The sequence below is a fragment of the Rhizobium herbae genome (genome assembly GCF_017873135.1).
GTDB classification, from domain to species: domain Bacteria; phylum Pseudomonadota; class Alphaproteobacteria; order Rhizobiales; family Rhizobiaceae; genus Pararhizobium; species Pararhizobium herbae.
Map to the genome: position 1 here is coordinate 213774 of NZ_JAGGJV010000012.1, position 19790 is coordinate 233563.

Here is a 19790-nt window from a genome sequence, read left to right on the forward strand (position 1 = left end):
AGTATGATGGCGCCGAGATTTGTCGGTGTCGGACGCTATCGCGAGTCGAAACGTGGCATTGGTTTGAACATGTTTTATGGTTTATGGGAAGTTTCCGGGCCGAACCAATTGTATGCGGGCGGAAGCGAAACCCCTGAAAATTTGGAATATAGCAACGTTTTAAGTGTACCAAAGGGAAGCGTGAAGGCGTTGCAGCGTGGCGATCGCCGTTGCGGGCTCAGGAGTAAAACTGTCGATGAGTGACATCCCGGAAAATCAGCGGCGTGCCGGTATGGCGGGCAGGGCAGGTGGTGGCCTCGCAGACCCCAACAACCAGATCGCTTCCAAACTGAAAGCCCTCTACAGCGCAGTCGAGCGGGAACCCATTCCCGACATGTTTCTTGATCTTCTCGAAAAACTCGACAAGGCCGAGCAGATCGGCAAGTCGCAGCTCTGACGCATGCTGCTGACAGTCGCCGGCTGGTTTGATCAATCTCATCTGTCAGAACGTGAAAAACGGGCCGTAGCCCGTTTTCCTGTCTTTAGACTATGTTGCTGTCGCGATCAGCAAGCTGCCGTATAACGGCGGCCATAGCGGTCGCGATAGACGCAACGACCGGGCTCGTTGGCATTGCCGATCAAGGCGCCTGCAACACCACCGACGGCAGCACCCACAGCGGCGCCGCGGACATTGCCCGTCGCTACCCCACCGATGATGGCGCCGGAAGCGGCACCGATACCGGCTCCCTTTTCCGTCTGGGAGCAGGCTGCAAGCGGAAGAATAAGGGCTGCTGCGAGAAGAATCTTTTTCATGACTGGTTCCTTTTCAAGGGGCATTAATGGTCAAACGGGAAAAGCACTGCGGCCGATCAGATACGGCCCATGAGGACGAGGACGAGGAGGATCACGACAACCAGTCCGAGACCGCCCGAGGGTCCGTAGCCCCAGTTGCGGCTATGGCCCCAGTTCGGGAGCGCACCGACCAGCAACAGCACCAAGACAATCAGCAGAATTGTACCGAGCATGATATTTCCTCTTCGGGTTCAGGCCTCTGGCGGGCCACGGGGTTCTGCTGCGACAACGTCTGTCACACAATTTTGTTCCGGCGGACAATTCTGATTGAAGCCGGGCTGTGAGCGTGTTCGCAAAAGAACGGGTGCGCGCAAATGTAAGTAAGAAATTACTTACCTATTCCGTCGGCAGACCGAACAGCAAATTGATCGGCGGCGGAACCGTTTGCTGGTCCTTGCCCGCCTCGTCCGGGTCATTTTCTAACTGGCATCAAGTGAGCTGGATAAAATTCGGAACAAAACCCGGAGGGCTCCGTTTCCCGAGGGCAATCACAGCCGGCAGAACACCGGCTTTTCCGCCGGACAGGCTTTATCCCGACTTGCATGAAGGAGTACACAATGATCCGCACCCTCTTGGCGACGACCGCACTTGCCGCGTTCCTGGCCTCCGGCGCCCTGACCTCCAGTGCATGGGCGCAGGATGCGGCTACGAAGGCCGATCCGGCCAAGCCCGCAAGCACCAGCTCCGATGCCTCCAGGCAAGGCCCGGCCGGCTATTTTTCGGCGGCGCCCGAGCAAATTCTGGCGACTTCGGTCCTTGGCAAAACCGTCTATACCGGGGTCGATGAACAAGGCGAAGCGATCGGCGACGTCAACGACGTCGTCATCAACGCCGATGGCGGTGCCGAGGCGCTTGTGATCGGTGTCGGCGGTTTCCTTGGCATCGGCGAGAAGGACGTGGCTGTCAACTTCGACCGTGTTTCATGGTCGGACAGGGACGGCCAACGTATCATCGTCATTTCTGCCACCAAGGAGGAACTCCAGGCAGCCCCGGAATTCAAGCGTACGGCCATCATGGACGGCGTTGCGGCAAAAATGCCCGAAGATGACAATGCTTCGACGCCCTCAGCCGCGCCGGTTATAACCGACGAGGCCGCGGAAGCGACGTCGCCGGCCACCGGAACGACGCCTGAGATGACCGATCCGGATCTCAAGCCGCCGGTGGACACCGGCACGACGGCCGCAACACCGTCCGATGAGATGAAACTGGTCGATCCGGCGCTGATCAGCGCCGACAAGCTCATCGGCACCGATGTCAAGGTTGCCGACGATACCAAGGTCGGCGAGATCGGCGACGTCATTCTGAGCAAGGACGGCAAGGTCGAGGCCTACGTCATCGATGTCGGCGGTTTCCTCGGTATCGGGCAGAAGCCGGTGGCCATGAGTGCCGAGAGCGTTCAGGTGATGGCCGATGCCGGCGGCGCAATGACCATCTACTCGCCGTTCACCAAGGCGCAGCTGGAAAGCCAGGCGGCTTATGACGAGGAGGCCTACAAGGTCAATCCGCGCGGCATCATTCTCGAAGCGCCGGCAAACTAACGCGGCTTCTAGAAAAAACCGGCGTCAAAATGGCGCCGGTTTTTTGTTGTCCTTATACCGTCCGCCGGCTCCTGAGCGGGCACAAAAAAAGCGGCGCAATGCCGCTGTCTTTTGTTCGATTTGGATCTCTATTTTCAACTATGGTCTCGGCCACTGCACGGTTTTTCCGCAGCATCGAGTTGAGACAGAAGGTCGGAAAATTTTCCGTCCGGCGCAGGCATGTCGTCGGTAAAGTACAGATCGCGCAAAGTCCTGCCGACATGCAGATTTTTCTCACGCATATGTTTCGGTTGACGAGCCGCAGCCGCGGCAGATTTCCAGATATTCGTTGTCGACACGGTCATTTTACTCTCTCGCATGATGTATATGCCCTGACAACGGTCTCCGCATCGGTAATGTTCCGCGAAATGCACGGTCAATCTGTGTCAAATCGAGGCAATCTCCCGGCCATGGTTAATGAATGATTTCGCGCGGGATATGGCGTCCTATGGTGCCCTTCTCCGGAACAAAGTTTCTCTTTCGGCGTTTATTCAGCGAAGGATTAAACTAAGGAGAATTTCCGATGCTTTACTACGCTCTCGTCTTCCTCGTTGTTGCCATCATCGCGGGTGTTCTAGGTTTTGGCGGTATTGCCGGCGCTTCCGCGGGTATCGCGCAGATCCTGTTCTTCCTGTTCCTGGCATTCCTGGTCATCTCGCTGGTGGCCGGCCTGATGCGCAGAACCTGATCCCCTCCAAGGTGATGAATGATGAATAAAGAAGGGGAGCGGCGCGAAAGCATCGTTCCCTTTTTTGCGTCTGCTCTGCTGCCGAGTTCGACATAACCCGCTTCCGCCTTGCCGAAGGCAATGGGCTTCGGTATTCATGACCGGAGTATCTCGCAACTGCACAATCCGGAGCCGCGCGAAGCATGAAGTCGCTGGAACTCATTGTCGAAAGGATCATCCTGTCGAGCCGCTGGCTCCTGGTGGTCTTCTATCTGGGACTCGTCGCAGCGCTTGCCCTCTATGCGGTTTCCTTCGCCTACAAGTTCTACAAGATCGCCATCATGGTCTTCACCTATGACGAGGCTGACATGATCCTCGCGATGCTCGGCCTGATCGATGCGGCGCTCGTCGCCAGCCTCATCGTCATGGTGATGATCTCCGGATATGAAAACTTTGTCAGCCGTTTCGATGAGGCAGATGCCGAGGTGTCGTTCCTCGGCAAGCTCGATTCCGGCAGCCTGAAGATCAAGGTGGCCTCGTCGATCGTGGCGATCTCGTCGATCCACCTGCTGCAGATTTTCCTGAATACGCAGCAGTATACCAGCGAGCAGCTGATGTGGGCGACGATCATGCATATTGCGTTTGTGGTCTCCGCGCTGATGCTCGGGTTCCTCGAGCAGATCATGAACAGACTGAAGAAATAAGCAGAGAGAACAATGGGGAACAGGGCATGAAGACAGACGTCGTTGTTTTGGGGGCGGGCATCGTCGGCCTGTCGACGGCTATCCATCTCGCGCGGCGGGGCAAGTCGGTGGTGCTTCTCGATCGCCGTGGCGCCGGCGAGGAAACTTCCTATGGCAATGCCGGCCTGATCCAGCGCGAAGGCGTGTTTCCCTATGGCTTCCCGCATGATTTCGGTGCGCTGTTCCGCTATGCGCTGAACAACACGATCGACGCGCACTACCATTTCCGGGCGCTGCCCGGCCTCGTGCCGTTCCTCATCCGCTACTGGTGGAACTCCGGCTTCACCCAGCACCAGAACATTGCCTCGATGTATGCGCCGCTGATCGAGAATTCGATCGCCGAACACAGCGACCTGATCGATGCGTCGGGAGCCGGCGATCTGATCCGAAAGGACGGCTGGATGAAGGTGTTTCGTACGGAGGCGGCGCGCGACGCCGCCTACAAGGACGCGGAAAAGCTTTCGTCGACGTTTGGCGTCAATCATCAGAAACTGTCCAGCAGCGAGTTGAAGACGATGGAGCCGTCGATCAGGGCGGATCTCACCGGCGGCCTGCGCTGGACCGATCCCTGGTCGATCCGCGATCCGCACAGCCTCAACAAGGCCTACCTCAGCTATTTCCAGTCGCTCGGCGGACGCCTCGTCTCCGGCGACGCGGCAACGCTGGAGCATATTCTCGAAGGCCCAGGCTGGCGCGTCGCAACGCCCGAAGGCCCGCTCGAGGCCAAGGAAGTCGTCGTTGCGCTCGGTCCATGGGCCGATACGGTGACCAGGAAGCTCGGCTACCGTTTTCCGCTCGCCGTCAAGCGCGGCTACCACATGCATTATGGCATGGAGGAGGGCGCCCAGCTCAACAACTGGGTCCTTGACGCCGAGAAGGGCTATTTCCTCGCCCCGATGCTGCGCGGTATCCGATTGACCACTGGCGCCGAGTTCGCCAACCGGGATGCACCCAAAACGCCGGTGCAGTTGACCCGCGCCGAGCGCGTTGCCCGCGAGTTCTTTCCGCTGGCTGAGCGCCGCGACGAGGAGCCGTGGATGGGCGCGCGCCCCTGCACGCCGGACATGATGCCGATCATCGGCAAGGCGCCGCGCCACGAAGGCCTCTGGTTCGCCTTCGGCCACGCCCATCACGGCATGACGCTTGGCCCCGTTACCGGTCGCGCGCTCGCCGAAAAGATGACCGGGGAGAAAACGGTGATCGATATCAAGCCGTTCAGACCCGATCGGTTTCTGGCCTGATCAAGGGGGGGCGGTGAGGCGAGGACAAACTCTCTCGCCCCCGTCGCCCTGCATGAATTCCCGTTATTTTTTTCCGCAGGCCGGAACAAACGTCAAATTCACCCGTTAAGAGGGTTGGCTGAAGGCGAGGGCTCGGTCTGTTGCGCCATGCGCAGCGAATGGAAATGACTGCCGTGGCAAGCGGCAGCGGGAGCGTATTTCATGCAGAAACAGGTGATAGAGTTCAACGGCGAAGCCGTGGGCGCAGTCGTGCCCGATGGCGACGGTTTTCGCTTCATCGCCGTCAAGTATGGCGTCTGGAGCCTGGACGGCCGTCTGTTTTCTCGTCCGGTGGAAGCAAAACGAGCAGTAACGGCGCTTCTGTCGAAGCCGCCCGGGCGTTCGATGCCGGCGGCCAGCTTCTGGGTGCCCGGCGAGGGGGATCCTTCCATCAGCCAGTTCGGCTGGAATGCAGTTTCCGCTGTCCCTCTGCCTCGTGAAGAAACCCGCGCCTAAGCGGTGTCCTATGCCGATCAGGGATCGACATAACCTGATGCGCGGATGTCGAGCATATGGGCGGACGGATCGGTCTTGAACAGGAGGGCGCCGGTGGTACTCGATTGCGCCGGGACGTAGTCGAAGGTCACCTCGTGTGTCTCGATCACCCTGTCGCCATCCTTCAGGTCACCCGTGACCGGGACAGCGGCCGCGGTTCGCGTTCCGCTATTCTCGATGACGAATGAAACCGCGTAGCCGCCACCGGGGTTGGCTTGCTGGCGAATGATCCGAACGGCGAGATCCGGCGCTCTGTCGGAACCGATCACGGCATTGGAGGCGATCCAGGCAATCATCGCCGCAACCAGCGCGGTGCAAAGTCCCCCGGTGAGCCATTCGATCCAGTGTGCGCCGCGGCTGACCGTCCGGCCGTTGCGCCTGTCTGGTTTTGCCTCAGCCATCGTGTTTCCTCACAGGATCAGCCGCGCGGCGGCGGCGCCGATCGCGCCGGGAAAGGCAAGAACGATCATTGCCGTCATTGCCGGGGTGAACGATCCATCGTCCAGCCGCCCGAAACTCCACAGCGAATACAGGCTGATGACCAGGGCGATCACATATCCGGGCAGGGTGAAGCGGATGAGCGCGTGCCACCATGGCGTATCGCTCGATAATTCGTGGCCGCCCCTGAAGGAGACGGCATAGACGAAGGCGTGCATGAGGGCGATGGAAAGCAGGATCGTTGCAAGAGCGTGCCAGGGTGTCATCTTGTAGGAAATCAGGATCATCTCTTCCGTTGGCGCCATGTTGAGATTGAGGAACAGGGCGCCCACCGCCATCATGAACAGCTCGCTGCCATAGCCCGGTTGCGGATCGTCATCGGCATCGTCCTTGCCGCCGCCCAACTGGCTCCGCCCCAGCAAGGCGCCGATGCTGGCGGGAACCGCCTGGACTGCGATCTTGCCGATAATCTCCTGCGCCGGCATGTTGCCCATCAGCAGCTTGAACAGCGTCAGCATGACGGCACTTGTGACAATGCCGAGGCCATAGGCGATCATCGCGTCGCGAGCCCCCTCCCTCCAGGAGAACGTTTCTTCGAAACCGATGCGATGGGAAATGCCGATCAGCAGGGGAATGGCAACCAGAAGCAGGAGAACCAGGCGCCACCGGTCCATGGTGAAGCCAAGCTCCCACATTTCCATGGTCATCTGCATCGGCAGTGCAAACAGCAGGGCGCCGCCGACACCGCGGCCGATGCCGACCAGAAATTTGGCTGGCGTCACTGCATCTGCGGATTTGCCAGACCCGTCTCTATTGCCGGTCGCGCTGGTGCCTAATGTTTTCACGAAAGCCCCTCAGCCGTTCGGAAGTCGAATGCGGGTTTTTTGTAAGGCCAAGACGAATTGAACCGGATTGGATCAATCGTCCCAATCCGTCGGTATGCCGCCATCCACACCGCTTGTCGCGAGGTCGTTGCGAATGCTGACCACGCCGGGCATTGCATAAACCAGCGCCTCGATCTTGCGCCGTTCATGCGCGGTATCGACTGCGCCCTTCAGCCAGACATTGCCTCGCCGGGCCTTGATGTCGATACCCGAAGTTTCGATGTCGCTGTCTTCAAGCGCATTGGCAACCGTGTCTTCAAGCGCGTCGTCGTCGACGTCCGCCTCGGTGTCGTCGCCGAAAGGGTCCACGCCGCTTTTGCTCTCGATCGCGGTATCGCTGCTGCGCTGGAATCCGGGATTTCCCGCCTCGTCGAAATTTCCCTCGCCCTGTCCGTAGGAGCCGTTGCCAACCTTTCTTTCCGATCCGGGAGTTCCGTCGGCATATGGCCAGCCTTCGTCGAGGTCGCGTTCCTCGTAGTCGCGGTAGTCTTCCTCGCGTCCGGTGGTTTTCGGTGTCTTGTCGATCATCGTTACGTCCTCATTCTGATGGGATCGAGAGGGAAACGGATGGCGGCGCATTTGGTTCATTTGGCGGAGTGACCTCGGAGCAATCCTGCGGTCGACGACGCGGATAAAAAAATGGCGGAGCCGCTGAAGCGGTTCCGCCATGTGTCATCGATCGGGCGCAGATTAGTTCTGCGGAGCAGTGCCGGTAGCAGGGGTCTGCGTGTCGGTACCGGTCGCCGGGGTCTGCGTATCCGGGGTCGCAGGCGTTGCGTTCGGCGTTGTCGTGGTATCCGGAGTTGCAGTGCCCGGCGTCGCGCTGTTGTCGACTGGCGGGGTGGCGTTGTCAGCCGGCGGCGTGGTCGACTGCTCTGTCGTCGCAGGTGGGGTTACCGCGTCATTGGTCTGATCGGTCGACAGTTCCGCCGGCAGCCAGACAAGCAATGCCAGAACCAGACCTGCAAGCAGGATGATCAGGACCGGCCAGCGGGAGCGGGTCGAACGGGGTTCGATCTCTTCCGGCTGACGCTGGTTTGCCAACGGATCGTTCACCGGCGTTCCTGTCACCGGATCGATACGCGGGCCTGCCTGTTCGGCTGGCCATGCTGCAGGATTCACGTTGCGGTTTTCACTGGGGTCAAAACGTTGATTCATGGCGGTCATATCCTTTCGAGAAATGGTGCCTGTGCCAGCAAACGTTGAAGGCAACTGCCCACTAAACGTCGCGGCAGGGCGAATGTTCCTCGAAAAGACGGTCCAGGCATGGAAAGTAGCCGGACAGCCACTTTTTTGATCAAAATTGCGCGGGAATCACTGTTACGATTGCGATGCGATCAAGCCGACGGCAGTTCGGCGATATCCCCGAATTGGACCAGCAGGCGCGGGCTGGTCATGTCGCCGGTTTCCTCATCGACCTCAACGGCATAAGCCGCGACGCCGGCAAAGCGGCCGGCCATGGCGGCGGCGATCTTCTCGGCGCTGGCTGCGTTGGATGCCTGGCGCATCTCGCCCGGCGCCATTCCGCCACGGACCTTGCGATAGGGAAGAACGATGAATTTCTCGGCCATGAATGGCCCCTTTCAAGAATGTTGGCGCCGGCAAAGCCGATCATATCGCAGCGACCTGTAGCATTGATTGCCGTGGACTGTACCCACAATCCGCATTCATCGGCCTGCAAACCGCGGGGTTTCGTCAATCCGGATTGACCGTTTGTGTTCGCGTGGAAAATGACGTTCCAGTCGCTCTGGCGGCCGGGGGCACATCGATAGGGTCCGGCGAAAATTCGCCCTGGCGCGATCGGCCATCATCTCATTGCCGCTTTCCAGGTGGCGGCAGAACCGCTCGGCATCAAGGAGTGGCGTCGCAAATCGGAGGGTGGCTTGAGAAATGGACGGCCACGTTCTTTCGTGGCAGCGAGAGAGACGTCAATCTGCCCGCCCGGCCCTATTCTAAATCTAATAGCAGCCGCGTCCCGTCCTTGCGGACGACAGGCCTTTCGCAGATTTTTCAGCCAATTGATACCACGATTTTGCGCGCGGATGCCGCGCTTCGACCTGCGAAAGCATCCATCCCGACGAATTTCCCGAGGGCGATTTGTCTTCCTCCGCCCGCAACGGCAATTGCAATGCCGGCGCTGCCGGTTGTAAATATTCCGCCGGCTCGATTGGGAGGAGACGCAGCATGGACAGATTCACGGGCGGTTGCCTGTGCGGCAACGTCCGAATTGTCGCAACGGGGCGGCCGTATAGGGTCGGCCTTTGTCATTGTCTCGACTGCCGCAAGCATCATGGCGCCCTTTTTCACGCTTCCGCGATATTCCCTCAGGATGCGGTGACGATCGACGGCGAGACGCGCGACTACGCCGGGCGGTTTTTTTGTCCCCGCTGCGGCTCGTCCGTTTTCGCACGCACCGCGGACGAAATCGAGGTGAACCTGGGATCCCTGGATGCGCCCGACCAGCTGATGCCGACCTACGAACTCTGGACCATCCGTCGCGAGTCCTGGTTGCCGCCGTTTCCACTCACCAGACGTTACGACCGCGATCGTGACGCCACGGACCGGTTTGAGGAGTAGGTCGCACGCTTGCGACGGAACAGATCTTCGGCTGCGGGGTTACCGTTGCAACAGAAACAAGCATTGTCCCATCCCACGGGTGGAATACGCATTGCTATGAAGGAGATCCAACATGCAACTTCCTCAGAACACGATTATTGCCGTTGCCGATGGCGAGAAGTTCAACCTTTTTCAAAACGAAGGCGATGCGGCAAACGTGAAGCTGAAGGCGATGCCTTCCGCGGAGATCGACAGCTCGAAAATCTCCTCCGGCGGCCGCCATTCCAGCAGCTCTGCAAACCCGGATGACAGCCAGCAGGAAGAGGACGGCTTCAGCTCCGGCGTGGCGGATATGTTGAACAAGCAAGTGCTTGACGGGAAGATCAAGAGCCTTGTGGTCGTGGCGGCACCGCGAACGCTGGGCGAAATGCGCAAGAGCTACCACAAATCCCTGTCTGAAGTTCTGATTGGCGAGCTCGCCAAGGATCTGACGGGCCATTCGCTGCAGGATATCGAAAAGGCGCTTGCAGCAGCTTGAAACGCCCCTTCGGAAACAGGCCCCGTCAGCGATGGCGGGGCTTTCGCGCAGAGACTTTGTAGCAAAACGCATCAAACGGCCGACAGCGGCATGAGCTTTTCAACGATTTCAGTGTGTTAAGAGAGAGTGGTGGGGCTAGGATGGCATCCGTGCGCGCAGGCGCGGGCCGATCCAGTCAAGGAAGTACCGCACCTTCAGCGACAGCGGATCGGCTGGTCCGCGAATAACATTTACTGGCAGCGGCTCCGGTGCGAACTCCGCCAACAATTCCTGCAGAGCGCCAGAGCGCAAATGTTCGTTGATCTGGTAGGACAGCACGCGAATAATGCCGATACCGGCCAGCGCAGCCTGAATGGCAGCCTCTGTCGTGTTGACCGCGAGTTTGAGGCGCGGTTCGACGGCGAAGGCCGCGCCATCCCGGCGGTATCGCCATTCCGGGGCGGTCGCGAACCCCTGGAAGCTTATACCATCATGCAGGGCGAGGTCTTCCGGCTGACGCGGCACTCCTCGGCGGGCGAGATAGTCGGGGCTGGCGCAGATCACCCGGCGGACGGTACCAACCCGTGTCGCGATAATCGCGCTGTTCGGCATGTGCCCGATCCGTAGGGCTACGTCGACGTGCTCATCCGTCAGACTTAGCTGCCGATCAGTCAGGGTCAGCCGCAGGTTGATATCGGGTTGCTCCTTGAGGAATTCGAGCACAATTGGCAGCAGATGGCGCTCGCCGAAGGCAATCGGCGCGGTCACGTGCAGCCCGCCACGCAGCGCTCCATAATCGCCGCTGGCCTGCCGCTCCGCCGCATCCAGTTCCTCGAGAATACGACGTGACGCGACGACGAAGGCGTGTCCCTCATCCGTCAAGGCGAGGCCGCGGCGGGTGCGCACGACCAGGCGAACGCCAAGATGCTTTTCAAGATCGGTCACTTTGCGGCTGACCGTGGCGAGCGGCGCATTCAGCCGCCGTGCCCCGGCAGAAAGACTGCCGGCATCGACCACCGCCAATAGCACCGCCATTGCGTCAAAACGATCCATCAAAACCTTCCATAAAATGAGAAGAATGTTTCCACAATACCAAGGTATCCGGTTGTTTATGGATGTCATAGCCTTCGCGTTGCCATAGGTCCCATCGTGCTACTGATCCGGAGAAAGATGTCATGCCTCAACTTTCACGTCGCGCTTTCGCTGGCGCTCTGCCTCTCGGCCTCATCGGTGGAAGCCTGCTCGGTGCAGGCCTGCTCGGCGACTCCCCCGCCCGTGCGGCGACGCAGGTCGCTGCCAAGGCGCCTGTTGCGGTGAACCCGTTCGCGCAGATCCGCATCGGACGGTTCACTGTTACGGCGCTGACGGACGGCTATGCCGACATGCCGTATGACTATTTTCCGGGACGCTCGGCAACCGAGGTCGAGAGGGCGGCAAGCGCGCAATTCACCGCCCGGCCAAGTGGGGTTCGGTTCCTCTTCAACCAATATCTCGTCGAGGATGGCGAGCGCCGCATCCTGATCGATGCCGGTGCGGCAGGTTCGATCGGGCAGACGGGACAGTTGCCACAGGCACTCGCCGCGCTCGGTCTACAGCCCGAACAGATCGACGCGGTCATCGTAACGCATATGCACCAAGACCACATGGGCGGACTTGTTCTGGGGGGCAAGAACAACTACCCCGGCGCCGATCTTTATATCGATCGTCGCGATGTTACCCACTGGACCGATCCAGCCAAGCGTAACGGCGCACCTGACTACCTGCAGACGAGCTTCAGGATGGCGGAGGAGGTCGTGCGGCTATACCCGAGGCTCCAAGCGATCGACGGAGAGCGCGAGATCATGAGGGGTGTTTCGATCGTCGACCTGACCGGCCACACCCCCGGTCATATCGGCGTGCGGGTCGAAGATGGCGGGAAGAGCATGATCATGGTTTCGGACATGATTTTTCCCGTCGTGCATCCGGCCGCGACCGATGTGTTTTTCCTGTTTGAACAGGACCGTGCCGCTGCGAAAGCCATGCGTGATCGCTTCTTTCCGCTTGCCGCGTCGGAGGGTGCGCTCATCGCTGCCACGCACATGCCTTTCCCCGGCCTCGGCCGTATCGTCGCCGATCGTGGGGAGATGCGGTGGCAGGTCGCGGACTGGGCCCTGCAGGACTGATGTCAGCTCTCGGTGATCTTAAGGTATGAATGCCAAGCACTGATTTCGGCTACCCAAAGATAGATCCAGGCTCGCACCGTGAGACAACGATGCGAGCCTGCCTGGGCAAGGAGAATAGGCATGCCATATCATTTCCTTGAGGTTGCTGTAACGCCAAGCGTCAGAGCGGCTCAGGCGAACATGGGGGTCGACCAGATATGGCTGGGCGCTGACAACCGCCCTTCAGACACCTTCACCGAAGACGAGATCGCCTTCATAGCCTCACGCGACAGCTTCTATATGGCATCCGTCTCCGAAACGGGCTGGCCGTATGTTCAACATCGTGGAGGAAAAACCGGCTTCCTCAAGGTCGTCGATCAGCAAACATTGGCCTTTGCCGACTACAGGGGGAATCGCCAGTATATAAGTGCCGGCAATTTCGCCGCCAACGATCGGGCCTGTCTCTTTTTGATGGACTACGTGCGACGGGCCCGGCTCAAAATATACGTCCATGTTGAGCGGCTGACGCTCGGTGACGACCAGGGGCTCACCGAACTCGTGTCCGATCCCACGTACAAAGGCCGGGCAGAGGCGATTTTCAGGCTTCGGCTTGAGGCGTACGACTGGAACTGCCCTCAGCACATCACCCCGCGCTACACCGAACAGCAGGTTGAACAGGTTGTCGCTCCTCTTCGTGAGCGACTGCAGCGATTGGAAACTGAAAACGCGACGTTGCGAGCCCAGTTGGGAGGACCTTGAAGATGAGCGCAGCTCAGCGACCACCACTTCCCCCGTTCACGTTCGAAAGCGCAGTCGAGAAAGTGCGGCTTGCCGAAGACGGATGGAACAGCCGTGACCCAGCTAGGGTTGCGTTAGCGTACACCGTGGACAGCCAGTGGCGGAACCGTGCCGAGTTTGTCACCGGGAGGGAAGCGATTGTCGCGTTCCTTTCGGCAAAATGGCGGCGGGAGCTCGACTACCGTTTGATCAAGGAGCTCTGGGCGTTTAGCGACAATCGGATCGCCGTTAGGTTTGCCTATGAGTGGCACGACGACAGCGGGAACTGGTTCAGATCGTTCGGGAACGAGAATTGGGAGTTTGACGATGGCGGCCTGATGCGGAAGCGCTATGCCAGCATCAACGACTTGCCTATCCGCGCCGACGACCGCTGCTTTCAGTGGCCGCTTGGTCGCCGGCCTGATGATCATGCCGCCCTCAGCGAACTCGGTTTTTAGTCGAGACTAATCGTGTTTGATCCCGGATTTTGATGGTGCAATCTTCTCGCACGCTTGGAACGTTATAGAGATAAACAAGCTTCTCCATTGGCGGTTCAATTGGCTCACTGTCGCGAGAGCTCTCGTGCAAGTTCCAAGAGCGCCCTGACCCCGGCTGACAGATTTCGGCGCCCAGGGTAGTAAAGGCAAAGCCCCGGATATGGTGGCGTCCAGTCCTCCAGGACACGGACAACGTTCCCAGCCTCGATGTCCGGGAGAATGTCTTGCTCGAAGAGGTAACCTATACCGGCGCTTTCCAGGACAGCGGTTCTTGTGAGGCTAGCCTCGTCCAGCGATATCGGGCCGCGTGCATCGATTTGCACCTGCTCCCCGTCCTTTTCGAAACGCCACCGAAACAGGGAACCGTCGGGCAGGCGAACGCGGATGCAACGATGGCTGAGAAGGTCGGGAGGAATCACTGGTTTGCCATACTTCGCAAAGTATTCAGGAGACCCAACCACAGCATGTCGCTGCGGCTGGCCGAGTGAAACGGCGATCATGTCGCTGGGAACGAGGCCCGCAACCCTGACCCCCAGATCAAACCCGTCCTTGACGATATCGACCATCTTTCCTTCCGTTACAATATCGACATTCATGTCGGGATAGCGGCGCAGGAACTCAAGCACGAGCGGTGAGATGATGGCGCGCGCCGCGAACGGCGCTGCGTTGATCCGTATAGTTCCGGAAGGTGTCTCACGTTGCGCACGCACCGAATCCAAGGCGGCATAGAGATCCTGGAGCGACGGCGCCACCTGCTGCACAAAGAGCCTGCCGGCGTCCGTCAGCGACACGCTGCGTGTGGTGCGGTTGAACAATCGTACTCCCAGCTCCGCCTCGAGCCGGCCTATTGTGTGGCTCAGCGCGGTCGTGGACATGTCGAGATCGATGGCCGCTGCGCGGAATGTGCCACGCCGGGCAATCGCAATAACCGCTTCAAGTTCCTTCAGGCTGGTCTGTTCCATTGTCCCGATCTGTTCATTACCGCATGCCGGTTTATCCCACTTATCTATGCAATGGTCGAGGGCTAACTATCGTGTCAGATCACTAGGTCAGATCACTAGGAGAGACAGCATGGATATGCCCGATATTGTAAACATGTACTTTGCCGCTGACAGCGGCAGCAACGCGGATGCGCTTTCGGACACCTTTGCGATCGAAGCAGTTGTCGAAGATGAGGGATCGCGCCATCAAGGCGTCGTCGCAATCCGTGAATGGTGGGTGGCAGCGAAGAAGGCGACTCAGTACGTTTCTGAACCCTGGGAATCCACCATTGACGGCAACAAAGTGCTCGTCCGAGCCAAAATTAGCGGCCAGTTTCCCGGCAGCCCGGTGACGCTCTCATATGCCTTCACCATCAAGAACGGCAAGATCGCTAGGCTGGAGATTCGGTGATGACAGACTTTCTCAACCTGAGAGGCAAACGAGCCCTCATCACTGCGGGAACCAGGGGCGCCGGGGCTGCGACCGTCAGCCTGTTTCGGGAACTCGGTGCGCAGGTGTTGACGACCGCGCGGGCGCGTCCTGAGAACCTGCCGGAAGAATTGTTTGTCGAGGCCGATCTGACGACTGAAGAGGGGTGCGCGGCCGTCGCGGACGTTGCGCGTCAGCGTCTCGGCAAGATCGATATCATCGTTCATATGCTGGGTGGCTCGTCAGCAGCCGGCGGTGGCTTTGGGGCGCTAACGGATGCCGAGTGGCACAAGGAAATGTCACTCAATCTTTTTCCCGCTGTTCGACTCGATCGCGAACTGGTTCCAGACATGGTCGCACGCGGAACCGGTGTGGTTGTGCATGTCACGTCCATCCAAAGAGTGCTGCCTCTCCCGGAAGCGACGACCGCTTATGCCGCAGCCAAGGCAGCACTATCGACGTATAGCAAGGCCATGTCCAAGGAGGTGTCGCCCAAGGGCGTCCGTGTCGTGCGAGTGTCTCCGGGTTGGATCGAAACGGAAGCGTCGGTCCACTTGGCCCAGCGCTTGGCGGACACGGCGGGCACGGACCTTGAGGGGGGCAAGAAGATCATCATGGACAGTTTGGGCGGCATACCTCTCGGGCGCCCGGCCAAGCCCGCGGAAGTTGCAAACCTGATTGCCTTCCTCGCCTCCGATCGTGCGGCATCGATCACCGGTACCGAATACATGATCGACGGAGGAACTGTGCCAACAGCTTAGGGTCGAGACGCCTTCACGGATCAGGCGGGTGCGTCCCACCCGCCGATCTGTGAATAGATGGCGTCGCGGAGATGCCGGACATCGCGATTCAAGGATGCCAATTCCTGGGGCGTCTGTGTTGAGGTTGCGAGCAATGTGTCGCTGAGGCAGCCGGCCCTGTGCTGCAACGTGCGTCCCTCGTCCGTCAATGCAACGACAACCTGCCGCTCATTGCTCAGATTTCGTGTCCGTCGCAGCAAACCCGATGCTTCCAGCCGCTTCAGAAGCGGCGTAAGCGTGCTGGATTCCAGAGCCAGGGTATGGGCGATGGCACCAACCGTCTGCTCGTCCTCGCGCCAGAGGACGTTGAGCACGAGGTACTGCGGATAGGTCAAACCCAACTCGTCGAGTACCCGCTTGTAGGCACGCTGGATAGCGATTCCCGCGGTGTAGATTGCGTAGCAAAGCTGATCATGAAGCGCTGGTGGATCATTATGCCGTTCGGTCATTTGCAAACTCCTGTCGGCTCAGAAATAGCAAATGATACCGCAAAAAACAATATCGCGATAAATGATGTTGACATGAAAAGTGAAATCTGACAGCTTACAGTTATCGCGATAATAGTTATCGCATATACAAAGAGGAGAAAGCCATGACCACCAGGACCATATTCGCCGCCGTCGCCGTAGCCGCAATATCCGCCGCAGTGCCTGCAAACGCAGCGGACATAATCCCTGAAAACCAGACCGTGAAAAACGTTGTACTCGTTCACGGTGCCTTCGCCGATGGCTCAGGCTGGAGGGGCGTCTACGACAATCTCACGAAGCGCGGATATCGCGTCACCGTCGTCCAGAATCCGTTGACCTCCCTCGAAGACGATGTTGCCGCCACCAGGCGCGCAATCGAACGACAGGATGGTCCCGCCATTCTGGTAGGCCATTCATGGGGTGGTACAGTCATTACGGAAGCCGGCATCGATGCGAAGGTCGCGGGGCTGGTCTACGTCTCCGCGCTGTCACCGGACGCAGGCGAGACGACGGCCCAGCAATATGAAGGTTTTGCCCCTGCAACGGAATTCGTCATCGAGACCACGAAAGATGGTTTTGGTTATGTCAGCCCCGAAAAATTCAAGGCGGGATTTGCGCATGACGTTAGCGACGCCGACGTCGCCTTCATGCGGGACGCGCAGGTCCCCATCAACATGTCGGCGTTCGGCACGAAGCTGGAAAACGCTGCTTGGCGAACCAAGCCAAGCTGGGCTGTCATCGCCACTGAAGACAAGGCATTCGACCAAGCCATGCTGAGCCATATGGCAGAGCGGATTAAAGCCAAGATTACCAAGGTTTCAGCAAGCCACGCGCTGTTCATGACGCAGCCGACGGTGGTCGCGGACACTATCGACGAGGCCGCGAAAACTGTTTCGGCGCAGTAAGGATGATCATTCGAGCTTTATCATCGGGACAGGCATCCCTGTTCCGATGATTGCATGCTGGAACGTCATCACCTCCCACTACGCTCGAAACTGCAGCCCGTATGGAAAACCGTCGATCTCCAATTGAGATCGATTGCGCCTTTGAGCCGCTAGCGTTCACCGCCATTTCTCACAATTCAAGCTCATCAATTCACAAAGGTAACCCCGTGGATCAGAATACGCATGACCTATACCGACATGAAAATCCGGCACCGACACGTCATGAGGTTTCAGACGATTTTGACTTTATCGTATGTGGAGCCGGCTCCAGTGGTTCAGTCATTGCCGCTCGACTGGCACAATGCGGAAGCGCCCGCGTCTTGCTTCTTGAGGCAGGCGGCGATGACGTAGCCGAGTCTGTTAGAGACCCGGCGCAATGGCCACTCAATCTCGGCACGAGCCGTGACTGGGGTTTCGTTGGAGAGCCGGCGCCTGAGCTCTGCGGTACGCGGCTTCCTCTCAGCATGGGCAAGGGTCTGGGCGGCGGCTCGAGCATCAATGTCATGGTCTGGGCGCGAGGCCACAAGGAAGACTGGAATCATTTCGCGGCCGAAGCGGGCGATGAAGCCTGGGGCTATGAATCGGTTCTCGGTTACTATCGGCGGATCGAAGACTGGCGCGGCCCGCCAGATGCTGTGCGCCGCGGCGCTGGAGGGCCGGTCTATGTCGCCCAGCCACGTTCGCCACAGCCCATCGCGGAGGCTCTATTGAACTCTGCATCGGCGATTGGCATTCCAGTATTCGACACTCCGAACGGCGAACTGATGGAAAGTGCCGGAGGTGCATCGATCGCGGAACTGCGCATCCGGGATGGCAAGCGGGAGTCCGTATTCGGATCCTATGTTCGTCCGCTCATGTCACAACCAAACCTTACGGTCCTCACCGACGCGTTGGTCGCGAGCATCATCTTCGACGGCAAACGGGCGACAGGCGTTGAGGTTCTCGTCAACGGTCAGCGGCGTGCGTTCACTGCGCGATGCGAAACGGTGTTGTCGCTGGGTGCGATCAACACGCCAAAGGTGCTGATGCAGTCAGGCATTGGCCCGAAGGATGAACTGAAAGCTCACGGGATATCTGTCGTGCAGCATCTCCCTGGTGTGGGTCGAAATCATCAGGATCATCTCGCGTTCGGCTGCACGTGGGCATATCGAAAGCCGGAGGGCATCGGTGGGGGAGGTTGCGAAGCACAACTCTACTGGAAAAGCGACTCTCGCCTCTCTCAGCCGGACATTCTTCAATGCCAGTTGGAGTTCGCCGTACCTTCGCCGGCGGAGACAGGTCTGGAAACCCCGGCGCATGGCTGGACGATGTTTTCAGGGCTTGCGCAGCCGAAAAGCCGTGGCCGGCTGAGGCTCTCCGGCCCCAATACGAACGACCCTATCCTGATTGAACCGAATTCTCTTAGTGAGCCGGAAGACATGGCTGCCGCCTTGGCCGCGGTTGAGCTATGCCGCGAACTCGGAAACAGCGACGCCTTCACGCCGCTGGTCACGAGCGAGGCAGCTCCGGGCACACGCGACCGGGCAGGGATGATCGATTTCATCCGAAAGTCGGCCGTCACGTACTGGCACCAGTCCTGCACGGCCAAAATGGGACGCGACAGCATGTCCGTGGTCAATAACGAGCTCAAGGTCTACGGGATTGAAAGTCTTCGTATCGCAGATGCCTCGATCATGCCGCGTATCACCACCGGAAACACGATGGCGCCGTGTGTCGTCATCGGAGAGCGCGCAGGCGATTTGATCAGGAAGACGCATGGTCTTGCTGATTTGAGTGGTGTCGCTCCATTCGCCTGAAGATACTTTGGAAGAGCTCGGCGGTCAGCATACACTGGCGGTCGAGCTCTTTGCGCCCTCTTGGGTCAACCGTTCGGCTGGTTTCAAGACCTTCTACTCGCCCCTCAATAGACCAGAGCTCACAGAGTTGTGCTCAGCATGTTGCCTGCAGCATCACGCCATCATTTTGGTCATCGAACCGCCAACCTACGTTGCTGCAAATCGAACACTACCGGGACCCATTCGGGATTGAGATCCTATAGTCGAGTCTTGTCGTGATTCGCACAGATTGGAGTGAGTGCCACTGGAACCCGAGGACCTCGAGTTCGGTGCGTTGGATGACATGAATGCGCCAGATACGGGATGGATTTCCGAAAGGCGTTCGGCCGGTCATCTTAGCCTTCTTATGATCGGAACAATGAAGGCTCAGTGAAAGCCGGCTGCCCGGCCGGCAGCGCGAATGATGTGGGAATGCGCGCACGCCAGTAAAAGATGTTTCCGCGTCGGATCAGATTTTCGACCTCGTGGCGAATTGCCATGCCGTGACGGCCTCTGCTGGACCACCGATGACGCCGGTCTATAAAACCGTGGGCATCACCTCTGGGCATCAGGTCGCCAATGATGCCAAAACGATATCCGGCACGACTGGAAAATCAAGGAATTAAGAGATTTTAGCGAGAATTGGCTAGGGAGCCTTGATTATCACATGATTTCAATGGCTTATCGGAAAAGCCCTGAAATTCCCTCTGTTTTCCCATCGCGAGCGACCGTGGATGCCACCTTTGTGCCCTGGCTTTGGGGCCCAGTCAACAGGACGGTCGAGCGGCAATAATTTCCGCTTTCGGACCTCAAGTTTGCGGTGAGGCAGCCATAAAGCGCCCGGCAGCTTTGCGCCCTCATGCACGAACCCGCTTCGCGGGAGGGAGTGCGCGGCGAGTTTCGCATGATTATCTGAGGTTCTAGGCAGGCTGTTGGTGTTGCCTGACCATGA

27 protein-coding genes are annotated in these 19790 nt (G+C 59.0%); 16 read left to right on the plus strand and 11 right to left on the minus strand.

Features of this window, described 5'->3' with window-relative positions:
• Positions 1-3: 3 nt before the first annotated feature.
• A complete protein-coding gene (locus tag J2Z75_RS27045) occupies positions 4-243 on the plus strand; it encodes a hypothetical protein (protein ID WP_209856798.1) in 240 nt (79 codons plus the stop codon).
• Positions 244-271: 28 nt separating this feature from the next.
• Positions 272-436, plus strand: a complete 165-nt coding sequence (locus tag J2Z75_RS27050; protein ID WP_209856853.1) for a NepR family anti-sigma factor — start codon at positions 272-274, stop codon at positions 434-436.
• A 107-nt stretch (positions 437-543) separates the two neighbouring features.
• Here the strand turns inward: J2Z75_RS27050 and J2Z75_RS27055 are convergent, their stop codons facing one another.
• Together J2Z75_RS27055 and J2Z75_RS27060 are read right to left on the minus strand one after the other, a co-directional pair.
• A complete protein-coding gene (locus tag J2Z75_RS27055; protein WP_209856800.1) occupies positions 544-792 on the minus strand; it encodes a YMGG-like glycine zipper-containing protein in 249 nt (82 codons plus the stop codon).
• A 56-nt stretch (positions 793-848) separates the two neighbouring features.
• On the minus strand, positions 849-1004 hold the full coding sequence (locus J2Z75_RS27060) for a DUF3309 family protein (protein WP_209856802.1): 156 nt from the start codon (positions 1002-1004) through the stop codon (positions 849-851).
• A 384-nt stretch (positions 1005-1388) separates the two neighbouring features.
• On the opposite strand from J2Z75_RS27060, the gene J2Z75_RS27065 reads away from it, so the two are divergent.
• Entirely contained in the window at positions 1389-2369 is a 981-nt protein-coding gene (locus J2Z75_RS27065) for a PRC-barrel domain-containing protein (RefSeq protein ID WP_209856804.1), read from the plus strand.
• 134 nt (positions 2370-2503) lie between these two features.
• On the opposite strand, the gene J2Z75_RS27070 is transcribed toward J2Z75_RS27065, so the two are convergent.
• The gene (locus J2Z75_RS27070) at positions 2504-2713 is read right to left on the minus strand and encodes a hypothetical protein (protein ID WP_209856806.1); all 210 of its coding nucleotides are present in this window, start codon (positions 2711-2713) and stop codon (positions 2504-2506) included.
• A 218-nt stretch (positions 2714-2931) separates the two neighbouring features.
• Here J2Z75_RS27070 and J2Z75_RS27075 point away from each other — a divergent pair, with 218 nt between their 5' ends.
• From J2Z75_RS27075 to J2Z75_RS27090, 4 genes are all read left to right on the plus strand, one after another.
• Entirely contained in the window at positions 2932-3096 is a 165-nt protein-coding gene (locus tag J2Z75_RS27075; RefSeq protein WP_037105882.1) for a DUF1328 domain-containing protein, read from the plus strand.
• A 182-nt stretch (positions 3097-3278) separates the two neighbouring features.
• Positions 3279-3779: a TIGR00645 family protein gene (locus J2Z75_RS27080; RefSeq protein WP_209856808.1), complete on the plus strand. Its 501-nt coding sequence runs from the start codon at positions 3279-3281 to the stop codon at positions 3777-3779.
• 26 nt (positions 3780-3805) lie between these two features.
• Entirely contained in the window at positions 3806-5059 is a 1254-nt protein-coding gene (locus J2Z75_RS27085) for an NAD(P)/FAD-dependent oxidoreductase (protein WP_209856810.1), read from the plus strand.
• 201 nt (positions 5060-5260) lie between these two features.
• The gene (locus J2Z75_RS27090; protein ID WP_234937594.1) at positions 5261-5554 is read left to right on the plus strand and encodes a hypothetical protein; all 294 of its coding nucleotides are present in this window, start codon (positions 5261-5263) and stop codon (positions 5552-5554) included.
• A gap of 17 nt (positions 5555-5571) precedes the next feature.
• On the opposite strand, the gene J2Z75_RS27095 is transcribed toward J2Z75_RS27090, so the two are convergent.
• The 5 genes from J2Z75_RS27095 to J2Z75_RS27115 all read right to left on the minus strand — a co-directional run bounded on the left by J2Z75_RS27095 (position 5572) and on the right by J2Z75_RS27115 (position 8486).
• Positions 5572-5994 carry a TIGR02588 family protein gene (locus tag J2Z75_RS27095; RefSeq protein WP_209856812.1) on the minus strand — a complete coding sequence of 141 codons (423 nt, stop codon included), beginning with the start codon at positions 5992-5994 and terminating at the stop codon, positions 5572-5574.
• A 9-nt stretch (positions 5995-6003) separates the two neighbouring features.
• On the minus strand, positions 6004-6813 hold the full coding sequence (locus tag J2Z75_RS27100; RefSeq protein WP_209856814.1) for a TIGR02587 family membrane protein: 810 nt from the start codon (positions 6811-6813) through the stop codon (positions 6004-6006).
• Between the two features lie 135 nt (positions 6814-6948).
• Positions 6949-7443: a BON domain-containing protein gene (locus J2Z75_RS27105; protein WP_209856816.1), complete on the minus strand. Its 495-nt coding sequence runs from the start codon at positions 7441-7443 to the stop codon at positions 6949-6951.
• Positions 7444-7605: 162 nt separating this feature from the next.
• Positions 7606-8073, minus strand: coding sequence for a hypothetical protein (locus tag J2Z75_RS27110; RefSeq protein ID WP_209856817.1), 468 nt, complete (start codon positions 8071-8073; stop codon positions 7606-7608).
• Positions 8074-8252: 179 nt separating this feature from the next.
• Positions 8253-8486, minus strand: coding sequence for a hypothetical protein (locus J2Z75_RS27115; RefSeq protein ID WP_068957849.1), 234 nt, complete (start codon positions 8484-8486; stop codon positions 8253-8255).
• A 613-nt stretch (positions 8487-9099) separates the two neighbouring features.
• On the opposite strand from J2Z75_RS27115, the gene J2Z75_RS27120 reads away from it, so the two are divergent.
• The gene (locus J2Z75_RS27120; protein ID WP_209856819.1) at positions 9100-9492 is read left to right on the plus strand and encodes a GFA family protein; all 393 of its coding nucleotides are present in this window, start codon (positions 9100-9102) and stop codon (positions 9490-9492) included.
• A 112-nt stretch (positions 9493-9604) separates the two neighbouring features.
• Positions 9605-10009 carry a host attachment family protein gene (locus J2Z75_RS27125; protein WP_209856821.1) on the plus strand — a complete coding sequence of 135 codons (405 nt, stop codon included), beginning with the start codon at positions 9605-9607 and terminating at the stop codon, positions 10007-10009.
• Positions 10010-10144: 135 nt separating this feature from the next.
• Here J2Z75_RS27125 and J2Z75_RS27130 read toward each other — a convergent pair whose 3' ends face one another.
• Complete coding sequence (locus J2Z75_RS27130) at positions 10145-11041, minus strand: LysR family transcriptional regulator (protein ID WP_209856823.1); 897 nt, start codon at positions 11039-11041, stop codon at positions 10145-10147.
• Positions 11042-11163: 122 nt separating this feature from the next.
• Here J2Z75_RS27130 and J2Z75_RS27135 point away from each other — a divergent pair, with 122 nt between their 5' ends.
• From J2Z75_RS27135 to J2Z75_RS27145, 3 genes are all read left to right on the plus strand, one after another.
• Positions 11164-12150, plus strand: a complete 987-nt coding sequence (locus J2Z75_RS27135; RefSeq protein WP_209856825.1) for an MBL fold metallo-hydrolase — start codon at positions 11164-11166, stop codon at positions 12148-12150.
• Between the two features lie 120 nt (positions 12151-12270).
• On the plus strand, positions 12271-12888 hold the full coding sequence (locus tag J2Z75_RS27140; protein WP_209856827.1) for a pyridoxamine 5'-phosphate oxidase family protein: 618 nt from the start codon (positions 12271-12273) through the stop codon (positions 12886-12888).
• Positions 12889-12890: 2 nt separating this feature from the next.
• A complete protein-coding gene (locus J2Z75_RS27145; RefSeq protein WP_209856829.1) occupies positions 12891-13364 on the plus strand; it encodes a nuclear transport factor 2 family protein in 474 nt (157 codons plus the stop codon).
• Between the two features lie 104 nt (positions 13365-13468).
• On the opposite strand, the gene J2Z75_RS27150 is transcribed toward J2Z75_RS27145, so the two are convergent.
• Positions 13469-14365 (minus strand): LysR family transcriptional regulator, encoded by an 897-nt coding sequence (locus J2Z75_RS27150; protein ID WP_209856831.1) that lies wholly within the window; start codon positions 14363-14365, stop codon positions 13469-13471.
• A 109-nt stretch (positions 14366-14474) separates the two neighbouring features.
• Between J2Z75_RS27150 and J2Z75_RS27155 the strand changes: the two genes are divergently transcribed.
• The gene (locus J2Z75_RS27155) at positions 14475-14795 is read left to right on the plus strand and encodes a nuclear transport factor 2 family protein (protein WP_209856833.1); all 321 of its coding nucleotides are present in this window, start codon (positions 14475-14477) and stop codon (positions 14793-14795) included.
• Positions 14795-15574 carry an SDR family oxidoreductase gene (locus J2Z75_RS27160; RefSeq protein WP_209856835.1) on the plus strand — a complete coding sequence of 260 codons (780 nt, stop codon included), beginning with the start codon at positions 14795-14797 and terminating at the stop codon, positions 15572-15574. Before J2Z75_RS27155 ends, J2Z75_RS27160 begins: the two co-directional genes overlap by 1 nt.
• A 20-nt stretch (positions 15575-15594) precedes the next feature.
• Here J2Z75_RS27160 and J2Z75_RS27165 read toward each other — a convergent pair whose 3' ends face one another.
• The gene (locus tag J2Z75_RS27165; RefSeq protein WP_209856837.1) at positions 15595-16062 is read right to left on the minus strand and encodes a MarR family winged helix-turn-helix transcriptional regulator; all 468 of its coding nucleotides are present in this window, start codon (positions 16060-16062) and stop codon (positions 15595-15597) included.
• A gap of 143 nt (positions 16063-16205) precedes the next feature.
• Between J2Z75_RS27165 and J2Z75_RS27170 the strand changes: the two genes are divergently transcribed.
• Together J2Z75_RS27170 and J2Z75_RS27175 are read left to right on the plus strand one after the other, a co-directional pair.
• A complete protein-coding gene (locus J2Z75_RS27170) occupies positions 16206-16985 on the plus strand; it encodes an alpha/beta fold hydrolase (RefSeq protein ID WP_209856838.1) in 780 nt (259 codons plus the stop codon).
• Between the two features lie 206 nt (positions 16986-17191).
• On the plus strand, positions 17192-18820 hold the full coding sequence (locus tag J2Z75_RS27175; RefSeq protein WP_209856855.1) for a GMC family oxidoreductase: 1629 nt from the start codon (positions 17192-17194) through the stop codon (positions 18818-18820).
• Positions 18821-19790: the final 970 nt, after the last annotated feature.

Excerpts from the sequence above, each read along its gene's own strand:
- J2Z75_RS27060 (WP_209856802.1), bottom strand. The coding sequence starts at position 1,004 with ATGCTCGGTACAATTCTGCTGATTGTCTTGGTGCTGTTGCTGGTCGGT.
- J2Z75_RS27085 (WP_209856810.1), top strand. The coding sequence starts at position 3,806 with ATGAAGACAGACGTCGTTGTTTTGGGGGCGGGCATCGTCGGCCTGTCG.
- J2Z75_RS27065 (WP_209856804.1), top strand. The coding sequence starts at position 1,389 with ATGATCCGCACCCTCTTGGCGACGACCGCACTTGCCGCGTTCCTGGCC.
- J2Z75_RS27080 (WP_209856808.1), top strand. The coding sequence starts at position 3,279 with ATGAAGTCGCTGGAACTCATTGTCGAAAGGATCATCCTGTCGAGCCGC.
- J2Z75_RS27055 (WP_209856800.1), bottom strand. The coding sequence starts at position 792 with ATGAAAAAGATTCTTCTCGCAGCAGCCCTTATTCTTCCGCTTGCAGCC.
- J2Z75_RS27140 (WP_209856827.1), top strand. The coding sequence starts at position 12,271 with ATGCCATATCATTTCCTTGAGGTTGCTGTAACGCCAAGCGTCAGAGCG.
- J2Z75_RS27095 (WP_209856812.1), bottom strand. The coding sequence starts at position 5,994 with ATGGCTGAGGCAAAACCAGACAGGCGCAACGGCCGGACGGTCAGCCGC.
- J2Z75_RS27050 (WP_209856853.1), top strand. The coding sequence starts at position 272 with ATGGCGGGCAGGGCAGGTGGTGGCCTCGCAGACCCCAACAACCAGATC.
- J2Z75_RS27160 (WP_209856835.1), top strand. The coding sequence starts at position 14,795 with ATGACAGACTTTCTCAACCTGAGAGGCAAACGAGCCCTCATCACTGCG.
- J2Z75_RS27110 (WP_209856817.1), bottom strand. The coding sequence starts at position 8,073 with ATGAATCAACGTTTTGACCCCAGTGAAAACCGCAACGTGAATCCTGCA.
- J2Z75_RS27130 (WP_209856823.1), bottom strand. The coding sequence starts at position 11,041 with ATGGATCGTTTTGACGCAATGGCGGTGCTATTGGCGGTGGTCGATGCC.
- J2Z75_RS27145 (WP_209856829.1), top strand. The coding sequence starts at position 12,891 with ATGAGCGCAGCTCAGCGACCACCACTTCCCCCGTTCACGTTCGAAAGC.
- J2Z75_RS27075 (WP_037105882.1), top strand. The coding sequence starts at position 2,932 with ATGCTTTACTACGCTCTCGTCTTCCTCGTTGTTGCCATCATCGCGGGT.
- J2Z75_RS27165 (WP_209856837.1), bottom strand. The coding sequence starts at position 16,062 with ATGACCGAACGGCATAATGATCCACCAGCGCTTCATGATCAGCTTTGC.
- J2Z75_RS27150 (WP_209856831.1), bottom strand. The coding sequence starts at position 14,365 with ATGGAACAGACCAGCCTGAAGGAACTTGAAGCGGTTATTGCGATTGCC.
- J2Z75_RS27070 (WP_209856806.1), bottom strand. The coding sequence starts at position 2,713 with ATGACCGTGTCGACAACGAATATCTGGAAATCTGCCGCGGCTGCGGCT.
- J2Z75_RS27045 (WP_209856798.1), top strand. The coding sequence starts at position 4 with ATGATGGCGCCGAGATTTGTCGGTGTCGGACGCTATCGCGAGTCGAAA.
- J2Z75_RS27170 (WP_209856838.1), top strand. The coding sequence starts at position 16,206 with ATGACCACCAGGACCATATTCGCCGCCGTCGCCGTAGCCGCAATATCC.
- J2Z75_RS27125 (WP_209856821.1), top strand. The coding sequence starts at position 9,605 with ATGCAACTTCCTCAGAACACGATTATTGCCGTTGCCGATGGCGAGAAG.
- J2Z75_RS27105 (WP_209856816.1), bottom strand. The coding sequence starts at position 7,443 with ATGATCGACAAGACACCGAAAACCACCGGACGCGAGGAAGACTACCGC.
- J2Z75_RS27115 (WP_068957849.1), bottom strand. The coding sequence starts at position 8,486 with ATGGCCGAGAAATTCATCGTTCTTCCCTATCGCAAGGTCCGTGGCGGA.
- J2Z75_RS27120 (WP_209856819.1), top strand. The coding sequence starts at position 9,100 with ATGGACAGATTCACGGGCGGTTGCCTGTGCGGCAACGTCCGAATTGTC.
- J2Z75_RS27090 (WP_234937594.1), top strand. The coding sequence starts at position 5,261 with ATGCAGAAACAGGTGATAGAGTTCAACGGCGAAGCCGTGGGCGCAGTC.
- J2Z75_RS27135 (WP_209856825.1), top strand. The coding sequence starts at position 11,164 with ATGCCTCAACTTTCACGTCGCGCTTTCGCTGGCGCTCTGCCTCTCGGC.
- J2Z75_RS27155 (WP_209856833.1), top strand. The coding sequence starts at position 14,475 with ATGGATATGCCCGATATTGTAAACATGTACTTTGCCGCTGACAGCGGC.